Source organism: Arenibaculum pallidiluteum (assembly GCF_017355985.1).
GTDB classification, from domain to species: Bacteria; Pseudomonadota; Alphaproteobacteria; order Azospirillales; family Azospirillaceae; genus Arenibaculum; species Arenibaculum pallidiluteum.
Genome location: NZ_JAFIQU010000005.1, coordinates 286,772 through 299,311, shown reverse-complemented (window position 1 = coordinate 299,311; position 12,540 = coordinate 286,772). Strand labels below are relative to the sequence as shown.

The 12,540-nt window shown below is 69.4% G+C and carries 11 protein-coding genes; 7 read left to right on the top strand and 4 right to left on the bottom strand.

What is annotated here, in order from left to right; genetic code table 11:
- Positions 1-44 precede the first annotated feature (44 nt).
- Complete coding sequence (locus JUB13_RS13360) at positions 45-1,319, top strand: multidrug effflux MFS transporter (RefSeq protein ID WP_207479653.1); 1,275 nt, start codon at positions 45-47, stop codon at positions 1,317-1,319.
- A gap of 64 nt (positions 1,320-1,383) precedes the next feature.
- Here JUB13_RS13360 and JUB13_RS13355 read toward each other — a convergent pair whose 3' ends face one another.
- The 3 genes from JUB13_RS13355 to JUB13_RS13345 all read right to left on the bottom strand — a co-directional run bounded on the left by JUB13_RS13355 (position 1,384) and on the right by JUB13_RS13345 (position 4,983).
- A complete protein-coding gene (locus JUB13_RS13355) occupies positions 1,384-2,976 on the bottom strand; it encodes a GMC oxidoreductase (protein ID WP_207479651.1) in 1,593 nt (530 codons plus the stop codon).
- Between the two features lie 163 nt (positions 2,977-3,139).
- Positions 3,140-3,574, bottom strand: coding sequence for a hypothetical protein (locus JUB13_RS13350; RefSeq protein WP_207479649.1), 435 nt, complete (start codon positions 3,572-3,574; stop codon positions 3,140-3,142).
- On the bottom strand, positions 3,571-4,983 hold the full coding sequence (locus tag JUB13_RS13345) for a GMC oxidoreductase (protein WP_207479647.1): 1,413 nt from the start codon (positions 4,981-4,983) through the stop codon (positions 3,571-3,573). Before JUB13_RS13345 ends, JUB13_RS13350 begins: the two co-directional genes overlap by 4 nt.
- 456 nt (positions 4,984-5,439) lie before the next feature.
- Here JUB13_RS13345 and JUB13_RS13340 point away from each other — a divergent pair, with 456 nt between their 5' ends.
- Complete coding sequence (locus JUB13_RS13340; RefSeq protein WP_207479645.1) at positions 5,440-7,029, top strand: hypothetical protein; 1,590 nt, start codon at positions 5,440-5,442, stop codon at positions 7,027-7,029.
- A 25-nt stretch (positions 7,030-7,054) separates the two neighbouring features.
- Here the strand turns inward: JUB13_RS13340 and JUB13_RS13335 are convergent, their stop codons facing one another.
- Positions 7,055-7,678, bottom strand: a complete 624-nt coding sequence (locus JUB13_RS13335) for an NUDIX domain-containing protein (RefSeq protein ID WP_207479643.1) — start codon at positions 7,676-7,678, stop codon at positions 7,055-7,057.
- Between the two features lie 220 nt (positions 7,679-7,898).
- Here JUB13_RS13335 and JUB13_RS13330 point away from each other — a divergent pair, with 220 nt between their 5' ends.
- The 5 genes from JUB13_RS13330 (at position 7,899) to JUB13_RS13310 (ending at position 12,486) form a co-directional block, all read left to right on the top strand.
- Entirely contained in the window at positions 7,899-8,438 is a 540-nt protein-coding gene (locus JUB13_RS13330; protein WP_207479641.1) for a VUT family protein, read from the top strand.
- 8 nt (positions 8,439-8,446) lie between these two features.
- Positions 8,447-9,094 (top strand): cation transporter, encoded by a 648-nt coding sequence (locus tag JUB13_RS13325; RefSeq protein ID WP_207479640.1) that lies wholly within the window; start codon positions 8,447-8,449, stop codon positions 9,092-9,094.
- Between the two features lie 118 nt (positions 9,095-9,212).
- The gene (locus JUB13_RS13320) at positions 9,213-10,190 is read left to right on the top strand and encodes a PAS domain S-box protein (RefSeq protein ID WP_207479638.1); all 978 of its coding nucleotides are present in this window, start codon (positions 9,213-9,215) and stop codon (positions 10,188-10,190) included.
- A gap of 196 nt (positions 10,191-10,386) precedes the next feature.
- Positions 10,387-10,605, top strand: coding sequence for a hypothetical protein (locus tag JUB13_RS13315; protein WP_207479636.1), 219 nt, complete (start codon positions 10,387-10,389; stop codon positions 10,603-10,605).
- A 195-nt stretch (positions 10,606-10,800) separates the two neighbouring features.
- Entirely contained in the window at positions 10,801-12,486 is a 1,686-nt protein-coding gene (locus JUB13_RS13310) for an L-lactate permease (protein WP_207479634.1), read from the top strand.
- Positions 12,487-12,540: the final 54 nt, after the last annotated feature.

Sequence of the window (12,540 nt, the reverse complement as noted above, 5' to 3'; positions counted from 1 at the left end):
GCCGCGCCCTTGCCCTTCCCATCCGCTTGGAACCACATTCGCGCATGCGAGATCAACCCGAAGCCCCGCTGTCCCGCGCCGCCGGACGGGCGGGCGAGATCCATTTCGTCGAATTCGTCGGCCTGATCGCCCTGATGATGGCGATCACGGCGCTGTCGATCGACATCATGCTGGTGGCGCTGCCCGACATCGCCCACAGCTTCGCCGTGGCCCGGCCCAACGACCGCCAGCTCGTGGTCACGACCTACATGATCGGCTTCGCCGTCGGGCAGCCCTTCCATGGGCCGCTGTCGGACCGGTTCGGGCGCAAGCCCGTGCTCATCCTGGGGCTGCTGATCTTCTCGATCGGGGCGGTCGGCTCGGCGCTCGCCACGGGCTTCACGGGGCTCCTGGCGGCGCGGGCGCTGCAGGGGTTCGGCGCCGCCGCACCGCGCATCGTCGCGATCGCGATCGTGCGCGACTGCTTCGCCGGGCGCGACATGGCACGGGTGATGTCCTTCGTCATGATGGTCTTCATCATCGTGCCGGTCCTGGCCCCGGCGCTGGGCGAGGCGATCCTCCAGTTCGGGCCATGGCCGTGGATCTTCGGCTTCCTGCTTCTGACGGCGGCCGCGGCACTGCTGTGGTCGGCCCTGCGCCTGCCCGAGACGCGCCCGGCCGCCGACCGGCTGCCGCTGTCGGGCGCCGCCCTGACCGGCGCCTTCCTGAAGGTCGTCACGACGCGCCGGACGCTCGGCTACACGGTGGCCATGGGGTTCCTGTTCGGCGGCCTGCTGAGCTACGTCGGCAGCGCGCAGCAGATCTTCGTGGACGTCTACGGGCTCGGTTCCATGTTCGCCGTCATGTTCGGCGCGATCGCCGTCACCATGGCGCTGGCCTCGCTCGTCAACGCGCGCCTGGTGGTGCGGCTCGGCATGCGCCGCGTCTCCCATCTGGCGCTGGCCGGCTACGTCGCGGCCGGCCTCGCCATGGCCCTGCTGGGCTTCCCGACCCACCCGCCGCTCTGGCTCCTGGGCGCGTTCCTCGGGATCGTCTTCTTCTGCTTTGGCCTGATCGCGCCCAACTTCAACGCGCTTGCCATGGAGCCGCTGGGCCGAGTCGCGGGGATGGCGTCCTCCTTCATCGGCTTCTACACCACCGCCTTCGGCGCGCTGGTCGGCTGGGCGGTCGGCCAGGCCTTCGACGACACGGTCCGGCCGCTCGTCGTGGGATTCGCGGCGATGGGTGCGCTGGCGCTGCTGACGGTCCTGAAGACCGAAGGGCGCCTGCTCGTCCGGGGTGGCGAGGAGCCGGCCGCGCCCCCTGCGCGGGAGCGCTGACGCGCCCCGCGGCGGCACGCCGCATTCGATCCCCGCGGCGGCACGCCGCTCCGAGGCTCCAGCGTCAGGAACGCGCCATCAGGTGGTCCGCAAGCCGGATCGCCAGCGCCACCATGTTCGCCGTCGGCATGGTCGATCCCGATGTCGGGAAGACAGAGCCGCCGGTCACGAAAAGGTTCGCCATCCCGTGAACGCGGCAGTCGGGATCGACCACGCCGAGCCGCGGGTCCTCGTGCATGCGGGTACCGCCCATGAAATGGGCCTGCAGGTTCGCGCCCGGCCATGGCTGGTCGAGGGAGGTGAACTCGGCCTTGAGGCGCCCGATGCCGAGCCGCCCGAACTCGCGCGCCATCAGCTCCTGCATCCGGATGACCGTCAGCATGTCGATCTCGCTGGCGGACCAGTCGAGCCGCAGCTTGCGCTGGCCGAGCGGGTCGACCGCGCTGGACAGCAGCAGACGGCTGTCGCGGTTCGGCGCCTGCTCGCAGAACCAGCGCAGGTTCACGGTCACCGGGCCGGATCCCGACCCGCCGGCGAAGCGTCGGTACAGCACGTAGCCGATCCGGTCGACCTCGCCCACGACCACGCCCAGGTCATGGGCGAGCTGGGGCGGCATCTCGCCACGCCGCAGACGCCGGGCCATCTGGCGCAGCGTGCCGTATCCCTCGTCCCGCTTCCCTTCCACATGCGGCTCGAAGAAGACCGTGCAGTTCAGGATTCCCTCGCGCTCCTGCACGGCGGGCGACGGCTGCACCCCGACATAGAAATCGACGTCGCGGCCGGTCTTCTCGCTGCGCCAGCGGACTGCGTCGTAGAAGAGTCCCACCTCGGGCGGTGCGTCGAGGATCATCTGCCCGGTATAGATCCGCGGATGCCCCATGAAATAACGGCCGACATTGTCATGGCCGTTGCCGAGCCCCGCAGGCCGCGCCCGGTTCGAGAGCAGCATCAGGCGGGCGTTCTCTGGGCCGGCCGCCAGGACGTAGGTGCCGGCCTTGAAACGGTGCCTGTGGCCGGCGAGATCGGTTGCGCGCAGGCCGGTAACCGTCCTTCCGTCCGCGTCGGTCTCGATCTCGAGCACATGGGCGTGCAGAAACACCCTGGCCGGGCTGCCGGGCTCCTCCAGCGCCGCACGGTGGACCTCCCCGAAGCGCGTCGGCGGGCTGCGCAGGAACACCTTGTGGTTCAGCGCGGCCGCGTCGAGCGGCAGCTTCACGGAGCGGAACTCCTCGGAGGAGCGCGCCCAGGCCTCGGCGTCGTAGTTGCTGGACCCGAGTTCGCAATAGGCCGCGGCCCTCTGGAAGTAGCGGCCGAACTCCTCCGCGGAGATGGGCCAGCCGCTGTCCGGCACCCAGGCCCGGGGGGAGAGCTCATGCGGGGAGAAGGGGGCGCAGTTGCCGCCCCAATGTCCCGTGGATCCGCCGAACTGGCGCAGCCGCGCGAAGTCGAAATCGGCCCGGACGCCCTTCTCCTCGGCCTCGCACAGGGCCTGGACATCGGCATCGAAATCGAGGCCGCCGCTTTCCAGCAGGGCGACTGAGATACCCTTGCGGACGAGCTCGTTGGCGAGGGTGATGCCGGCCGCGCCGGCGCCGACAATGCAGATGTCGGCCTCGACCAGGGTTCCGTCGGGCAATGTGCGCGCGTCGATGATCATACCGGGCTCGTCGGCTCTTTCCGCCTGCATCGCAGCATGACGGGGACACGGCCGTCGCTCACCTGTTCAAGCCGCGGGCGGGAAGCGCCGCCGGACTAGCCCGGACTGAGCGCCACTGCCGCCGAGGGTGGCAGACACCCCCAAGCCGTTCGGACGAGCCGCTTCAGGCGAGATCCCGGTGGAAGGCGCTGAGCGGGTTCGCGCAGGGCCGGTCGTAGGGATCGTAGAACCCGGCGTAGTCGAGCCTTGCGCCGGTCCGGACGACCTGGAGGATGTTGGTCGAGAGGACGAAGTACTGCACGATGTCGTCGTCCAGCGCCTCGATGCGGCGCGACATCAGGCCGAGCCGATCGCCGCCGTAGTCGAGATAGGTTTCGATCAGCGTCCCCTGCAGACCCCGCTTCGCGATGCGCAGACGGGCATAATCCTCGAGGAACGTGACGACCGCCGGGTCCGCCGCCACTCCGGGGCCGAACTGGCGCCGGATCAGCGCGAGGCCATGCTCCACCGTCCCCTCGCGCGCCAGCGGCACCGCGGCCAGTGCGCCGCAGGCGATCCCACCGGCAAGCAGCCCCCTGCGCGAGATCCGGACCCTCATGACAGCGCCCGCCCTGCCAGCAGCGACAGCGCGCTCAGCGTCAGCGTGGGGTTCGCGGGCGAGCAGGTCGGAAAGGCCCCGGCTCCGAGCGCCAGCAGGTTGCGCACCGCGAATGTGGTGAGGTTCCGGTCCACGACGCCCTCGCTCTCCGTCCGGCCCATGCGGGTCGTGCCCTGGATGTGCCCTTCGGTCTTCGCCAACTCCGTGAAGCGGATGCGTTCCACGGGAAAGGGCATGAGACCCGGGAGCTTCGCCCGCGCACGGGCCAGGCCCGCATGGGCGTAGTCGGAATGACCGTGCCAGGTGATCGAGGGCTCGTCGTCGGCGAGCGTCACCCGGTTCTCGGGGCGCGGCAGGTCCTCGGCGATCAGCTTCACGCGCAGGCGGTGCGTCCATCGGCCGGGCTCGCTGCGGAGCTCGGGCGGGGAATTGTAGTTCTCCAGCAGCACGGCGGCAGCCTCGCCTCGGTCGACCCCGGGGTAAAGCGCATAGCCGTGCCCCGTGATCGAGGTGCCGCCGTAATAGTTCTCCTGCCAGACGTCGACCATCGCGTTCTGGCTCGCCTGCTCGTGGATGCCGGCCCCGAGATGCGGGTTCGACAGCCCGGACCGGAGCAGGATCGCCGCGTTGAAGATCGCGTTGGCGCCCAGGGCGAAGAGCTGGCCGCCGATCTCGTGCTCCCGTCCGTCGGCCGTGCGAACAAGGGCCGTCCGCGCGGTCCCGCCTTCGGTCCGGATCGCGCGCAGCTCGGCTCCCGTCACGCAATGCAGCCCGTCCCTGTCGAATTGGTCGAGGCCGTTCAGGATGGTGAACTTGGAATCGATCGGGCAAAGGGTGCAGACGCCGTTCGCGCAGCACTGCGGGCGGCGCGTTCCGCTGCTGCGCGCCGTCGGCTGGGCGAACCAGTCGCGGCTCCCGGCACGCAGCAGCAGGTCGGACAGCGCGGGGGCGTGGGCGGGGCTCGGAAAGGGGCGGCTGCGGGGCAGCAGATGGTCCGAGCCGCCGCCCGCGATGTCCATCACCTCCTCGACCTCGCAATAGGCCTCTTCGAGCTCGTCGTAGGAGAGCGGCCAGTCGGTGCCGACGCCGTGCAGCGTGCGCAGCCGGAAATCGTCGGGATGGAAGCGCGGCGTGCAACCCCACCAGCAGTTGGAGTTGCCTCCGAACATGGTGTGCGCCGTCCAGATCTTGGGGTGCGCAGCGCGATGGTCCTTCCGGAAGCTCTCCAGCGGCCCGACGCGCCGGCTGGCGACCTGCTCAGCGTGATCGCGCATGCGGCCCTTCTCGATGAACAGGACCGAGCCGGGATCGCTGAGGCCGCGCGCGAAGAACATGGCGGCGAAGCTGGTGCCTGCGATCACGACGTCCCAGGTCCGGCTCTTCGCGTCCTCGACATCGATGAAGCGCATTGCGGAAAAAGCCTTGCAGCGGCGGCGCCCGCCGTGCGGGTTCAGTCCCGAACCTATCCGTGCTCCGGGGCCAGTCCCAAGATGGAAGAAGGTGAGCCGCACCGACCGCGCATCCCGATCGGATTAACCACCCGGCGCGGAAAAGCACCATTCAGCATGATCTGACGAAATAAGATTACCAACAGCATCAGCAACCCTGACCGACTCCGTGCGTTTCGGCTGCCGTGAATTCCGCCCAGTATAACGCGCCGCGTTCCACAGGAACGCTGGTCATTGCGAATATATCAATAATATTTAATTTCAAATATGGAAGACATCATGCAAGACCGAAAGGCTTTTTATGCGCCCTGCGTCTTGTTAATAGTGGCAACGCAGATTGTTTGCCAGTACCTCATTTCTGGTCTTGATGCGGATTACATATCTACGCACCTATTCTTCGATGATGTATTTTATTATATGAACATAGCTTGGAACTTCTTCGAATATGGGTTCTTCACGTTCGACGGCATCCACGCCACCAATGGCGTCCAGTTGCTATGGTTCCTGGTGATACTCGACATCGCGGCCTTCGCACCGACGAAGACCGACATGACCATCGCGGTGATGGTTGCGGTGATTCTGCTGAATGCGGCCGTTCACTATCCGCTCTGGCGGATCGGCCGTCTTCTCGCGAGACCGGGGCTGGGTCTCGCGCTCTCCGCCGCGCTGCTCTATGTGAACGTCTCGGGCACGGCCTACCTGAACGGAATGGAGGCCTCGCTCCATCTGCTGATCCTGGCCTGCCTGGCGGCCACCCTGCTCCAGGCGATGCAGCGTGCCCGGCGATCCGCGATGACCGGGCGCGACTTCGGCGCGGTTACGTTCCTGCTTGCCCTGTCGGTCTGGACACGGATCGACACGGCCATCTTCGCGGCCCCGCTCTACCTCGTTCTGATTTGGATCTATGCCGGCGGAACCCGGACCTGGCACTGGCCGCCCGTGCTCGCCTCGACCGCCCTTGCCGGAGCCATGGCGCTCACCATGCTCGCGGCCTTCCAGCACATGGGGGGAACCCTGCTGCCGGTCTCGGGGCTGGTGAAGCAGTCCATGTTCAACGAGGGCTTCGCGGCGAACCTGCCCGAGGTCCTCGCGCAGGTCCTGAAGCTGACGAATCCCTTCCTCAACGAGGTGGCCGAGGCGGCGCGGGCGGTCCAGAAACGCCAGCCCGTCGCCGTCGAGGGGCTGGTGCTGGCGGCCGCCCTGGGCCTGCCGCTGCTTGCCGGGTGGCTGCTCCTGGAGCGGCGGCGGAGCGCCGACGGCAGCGGCCGGCGCTGGCGGGCCGCAATGGCGCCCCTGCCCGGCCTGTGCGGACTGCTGGCGCTGGTCACCCTGCCCCATCTGCTCTACGTCGCCAGCTATCCCGCCTACATGGTCTGGTACACCTCGCCCTATGTGCTCCAGGTGATCCTTGCGACGGGACTGCTGATCCATCGGGTGGCGTGGCTCGCCACCGAGAAGCCGCTCCGCGATGCTGCCGCGCCGGCCGTCGCGCCGGTGCCGGCGCCCGCCTGGCCGCGCCCCGTGGCTGCCTGCATGGCGGCTGGGATCGCGGCCATGTCGGCCTGGACCCTGTCGCGCGAGAACCTGGCGACGGCGGCAACCAACCCTGCCACCCGGTGGATGGTGGCCCTTCAGGAGGAGCGGCTCGAGATCGCACGCTGGATCGCGGAGGACCTCGACCGCGACATCGTCGCGGCCGCCTGGAATGCGGGCCTGCTGGGCTATTACGGCGAGCGGCGGCTGATCAACCTCGACGGGCTCGTCAACGATGCCCGCTACCTGCGCGAGGTCCTGCCGCGCCAGGCCGAGGTGCTGCCCGGCTATCTCGCGCGCAACCGCGTCGCACTGGTGATCGACCGCACGGACTACGACTACGCCAGGCTGAGTGGCTTCGAGCCGGTGGAGCTCCCGGACCGGTTCAGACTGATGCGCATGGTCCGCAGCATGCACCTGCCCGCCGAGGCGCTGGCGCTGGAACAACTGATCGCCGCCGACGACGGCGGCTGAGGCGAGGACCTTACCGCGGCGGGGCTCAGGCGGCTTCCGCCAGGATCAGCGCCGCCAGCTCCTCCGGCAGCTCGCCGCGCACGGCCATCAGCCGCGCCTTCAGCAGCGCGATCTGGCTCTGGGCATGGCTGATCCCGCCATTGCAGGCGAGATCCAGGGCCACGCGGAACGGCACGCGCCGCACGTCCAGCACCTCGGTCCCATCGGGACGCGGCTCTCCCTCCTCCAGCCCCCAGGCAAGGAAGCCGAGGGTCCGGCCGTCGGTGAACCCCGTCGCATCGTCGCAGCGGAAGAGCTCGATCACGTGGCGGGCCAGGAGGCCGGTCTCCTCGGCGAGCTCGCGGCGCGCAGTCACGGCCGGCGCCTCACCGGGGTCGCTGCCGCCGGACGGCAGCTCCCAGGAATAGCGGCCGATGGGGTGGCGGTGCTGCCCGATCAGCGTGACGCGGCCGCGCCCGTCGATGGGCAGGACCAGGATGCCCAGGCTCTTGCGGTGAATCACGCCGTAGATGCCGCTGGCACCCGAGGGCGCGACGACCTGCTCGTGGCGGACGCTGATCCAGGGGTTGTCGTAGACGACCTCGCTGCGCAGCGTGCGCCATTCGCGGTCCGGCGCGTCGGCATCGGCGGAGAGCAGCGTGACGGTCATCGGTCCACCCTGGTGAAGCAGTGGCGCAAGGCTCACCCGTCTTGGTTAATGATCCATGAAGCCAGCTGCCCGGATCGCAGTCCGTGCCCGGCGTCGGCGCGGCCGCCCGGGCGCGTTGCGCGCCGGCCGGCACCCCCATCACCGCTTGCCGCTCGGGCCGGGGCGTGCCACGGTTCGGCCTGCCGCGGCGTCACGGCCCAGGCAGGCGCTGGAGAAGGGCATGCGTGACCAACGCTCGTCGGATGGAGGCTTGTGGCTGGCGGTCGCGGCGATGATCCTCGTCGTGACGGCCTCCAACATCCTGGTCCAGTACCCGATCAACGACTTCCTGACCTACGGCGCCTTCACCTATCCCGCGAGCTTCCTGGTCACGGATCTGACGACGCGCCTTGCGGGCCCGGCCCGAGCCCGGCGCGTGGCCTGGATCGGCTTTGCAGCGGCGGTGGCACTCTCGGCCCTGCTGTCGGAGCCGCGCATCGCCCTCGCCTCGGGAGCGGCCTTCATCAGCGGGCAGCTCCTCGACATCGCGGTGTTCCAGCGCTACCGCGACGGCGCTTGGTGGCGGGCGCCGCTCGTCTCCTCGTCCGTCGGATCGGCCCTCGACACCGTCATCTTCTTCGGCCTCGCCTTCGCCGGAACCGGCCTGCCGGTGCTCTCCATGATGCTGGGCGACCTCGGCGTGAAGCTCGCGCTCGCGGTGCTCTTCCTCGCGCCGTTCAGGGTGGTGCTCGGCATCGCCCTCGGGCGCAGCCCCGCCTGAGGGCGGCCATGGACGCGGGCTGCTGCAGCCATGGCTGCCCCGCGGGAGCGCCGGCTCCGGACCCGGCCTACCGGCGGGTGCTGGTGCTCGCCCTGCTGGTGAACGCGGCCATGTTCGCGGTCGAGGTCGTTGCCGGCGCGGCCGCGGGCTCCGTCGCGCTGAAGGCCGACGCCATGGACTTCCTGGCCGATGCGTCGAACTACGCCGTCAGCCTGTACGTGCTCGGCCGAACGCTCGCCCTCCGGTCCCGCGCCGCGTTGCTGAAGGGCGTCTCGCTCGGCGCGATCGGGCTGTGGGTCGCCGGCGAGACCGCGTACAACGCCATCCATGCGACGGTGCCGGATGCGCCGGTCATGGGCGTCGTGGGCATCCTCGCGCTGGCGGCGAACCTGGGCGTTGCCGCGATGCTCTTCGCCTGGCGTCGGGGCGATGCGAACATGCGCTCGGTCTGGATCTGCTCGCGCAACGACGCGATCGGCAATCTCGCCGTCGTGCTGGCCGCCGCGGGCGTCTTCGGGACAGGCACCGGCTGGCCGGACCTCGTGGTGGCGGCGATCCTCGCCTATCTCGCGACGACCGGCGCCGTGCAGATCATCCGGCAGTCCTGGCACGAGATCCGTGCGGACGGGAAGCCACCCCGTCGGGCTTCGGCATGAGGAAGCGGCGCACCCGGCCGCGCTCCTGGGCGGAGGTCATAGCTCGATTGGCTTATCGGCGCCCGGGCAGCCGCCTCTGTAACATGTCGCCGCCGACGCAAGCGGCGGAGAAGTGAGGATGGCGAATTCCGGGCATGTGCAGCAGGCCTGGCTGACAGCCGTCGTCGAATCCTCCGACGACGCGATCGCCAGCAAGGACCTGAACGGCATCGTGATGAGCTGGAACGGCGCGGCCGAGCGCCTGTTCGGCTACACCGCCGAGGAGATGATCGGCAACCACATCTCGGTCCTCGCCGCGCCGGGGTGCGAGGACGAGATGCCCAGCATCCTGGAGCGGATCCGGCGCGGCGAGAAGATCGACCATTTCGAGACCCGACGCCGGCGCAAGGACGGGACGCTGGTGGACATCTCGCTGACGGTCTCGCCCGTGCGCGACGAGTCCGGCACCATCGTGGGCGCCTCCAAGATCGCGCGCGACATCAGCGAGCGCAAGCGAACCGAGCGGCAGCTCCAGCTCATGAGCAACGAGCTCAACCACCGCGCCAAGAACGTGCTGGCCGTCGCCCAGGCCATGCTGCGGCTGACCAGGGCCGACACGATCGAGCAGTACCTTGCCGCCGTGCAGGGCCGCATCGCGGCGCTGGCGCGGGTGCACACCCAGGTCGCCACCAGCGAGTGGAAGGGCACCGACCTGCGCACCCTCGTCCAGTCCGAGATGGAGCCGTTCCACTCGGACACCGTGCAGATCCGCATCGACGGCCCCACGGTGCGCCTCGATCCGATCGCGGCGCAGTCCATCGTGATCGTCCTGCACGAGCTCGCGACCAACGCCACCAAGTACGGAGCCCTTTCGGTCGAAGGCGGCACGCTCGACGTCTCCTGGGACATGGCCCCGGGACGGGGCGATCTCGTCCTGCGCTGGTCTGAGGCGAAAGGGCCGCCGGTCAAGGCCCCGCTCGGGCGGAGCTTCGGCTCGCGCGTGATCGAGCGCCAGGTTCCCGAGCAGCTCGGCGGCACCGCCCGCATCGACTGGCTGCCCACGGGGCTTCGCGGCGAATTCACGATCCCGCCGCGCTACACGCTTCCGATCCGTTGAGCGGCCCGCCGGCAGCCTTTGCCGGTGGGCAGATCCGACCTCGATCCAAAGGCTGAGCCGCCGGCCGGCACGGCGCGCGGAACCCGCATGTTTCGGCGCGGAGCCGCCGTCGGCGCCCCTGGCATGGCGCGTGCTCGTGCAGCCGCGCCAGGGCCGCGACGGACCGGGAAAGGGCGCGGCCAGAACGGGCGCAGAGATGAAGCGATCAGCAGGCGAGTATTACGGTGTCGAGGATTTCGCGCGGGACGGCTGGGCCGTCGTGACCCGTCGCGGCGCGCCCTTCGAAACGGGACTGACGGAGCGCGAGGCGCTGAAGCTCGCCAAGCAACTCAACACCGCCTATGCCGTCGGCTATGCCGAGGCGAAGGACGACATCAGGCAGACCATCGAGCTGATGCCGCTGACCGGCACCTGATGCCGCCCCGCCGCGCCCCGAATGCCAATGCTGCAGCCCTGCCGGGCCGTCCAACGAACGGCTGAGGCTGCGGATTAATGCATCCCTATCCGCAAGTTTCCTTGAACCCGGCGCCGTGATCGCAATGGATCGGGCGATGGCGGCGCATCGCGGGCGGCGGGCGCGGCCGGTTCATTTGAGAGGCGGAATCCAGGAATGTGGAGCCAGGTCTACGATCCCTTCGGCAGCTCGGTGCTGTCGACGCTGTTCGCGGCGCTGCCGGTGGCCGTGCTGCTCGGTCTCATCGCATTCGCGCACATGCAGGCGCATCTCGCGGCGCTGATCACGCTGGTGATCGCGCTGGCCGTTGCGATCCTCGGTTTCACCATGCCGGCCGGGATGGCCTTCCAGGCGACCATCCTGGGGGCGCTGACGGGGCTGTTCCCCATTGGCTGGATCGTGCTGAACGTGATCTTCCTGTACCGGCTGACGGTGGAGAACGGGTCGTTCAGGGTCCTCCAGGATTCCATCGCGGGCATCACGCCTGACCGGCGGCTCCAGCTCCTCCTGGTGGCCTTCGCCTTCGGCGCCTTCTTCGAGGGCGCAGCCGGGTTCGGCACGCCCGTCGCGGTGACGGGCGCGATCCTGATCGGCCTCGGCTTCTCGCCGCTGGCGGCCTCGGGCCTGTCGCTGATCGCCAACACGGCCCCCGTGGCCTATGGAGCCCTTGGAACGCCCATCATGACGCTGGCGGCCGTCACGGGGCTCGACGCCTTCGAGCTCGGCGCCATGGCGGGGCGCCAGCTTCCCTTCTTCTCGGTGCTGGTGCCGTTCTGGCTGATTTGCGCCTTCGCGGGCTTCGGCGGCATGCTGCAGATCTGGCCGGCGATCCTGGTCTGCGGCGTCGCCTTCGCGGTGCCACAGTTCCTGGTGTCGAACTATCACGGCCCTTGGCTGGTGGACGTGGTGGCGGCGCTGGTCTCCATGGGGTGCCTGGTGGCCTTCCTGCGGGTCTGGCAGCCGCGCACGGTGTGGACGAGCCCGGCGCTGCGCGGACGTCACGACCCCAGCGCGGGGCCGCAGCCCTCCTCGGTCGGAGCAGCCGCCACGCCCACGGGCTTCCAGCGCCATGCGCCGGGCGCCGTGCTCCGCGCCTGGGTGCCGTGGATCATCCTCTGCGTCTTCGTCTTCGTCTGGGGCACCCAGACGTTCAAGGACCTCGTGAACCCGCTGTTCTTCCCGCGCTTCACCATGGAAGGCCTGCATAACCTCGTGCAGAAGGTGCCGCCCGTGGTGGCGCGGCCGACGCCCGAGGCGGCGGTGTTCGGCTTCAACATCCTAACCATGACCGGCACCGGCATCTTCCTCGCCGCCCTGGTCAGCGGCTTCGTGATGGGCTACACGCCGGCGCGGCTGCTGCGGGCCTACGGGCAGACGCTGTGGGTCGTGCGCTATTCGCTGGTCACCATCGCCGCCATGCTGGCGCTGGGAACGCTGACGCGCTACTCCGGCGTCGACGCGACGCTGGGCCTCGCCTTCGCGGGCACGGGGCTCCTGTTCCCGTTCTTCTCGGCGCTGCTGGGCTGGCTGGGCGTGGCGCTGACCGGGTCCGACACGGCCTCCAACGTGCTGTTCGGCGGCCTCCAGCGGATCACGGCCGAGCAGCTCGGCCTTTCGCCGACGCTGATGGCGGCCACCAACTCGACCGGCGGCGTGATGGGCAAGATGATCGACGCCCAGTCGATCGTCGTCGCCTCGACGGCCACCGGCTGGTTCGGACACGAGGGCGAGATCCTGCGCTACGTGTTCTGGCACTCCATCGTGCTGGCCTGCATGGTCGGCGGGCTGGTGATGCTGCAGGCCTATGTCTATCCCTTCACCGCCATGGTGGTCGGCGGCTAGGGTCGCACGGTGCCGGACGGGGCGGCGGAGCCCCGTCCGGCGCGCCTTTCGACG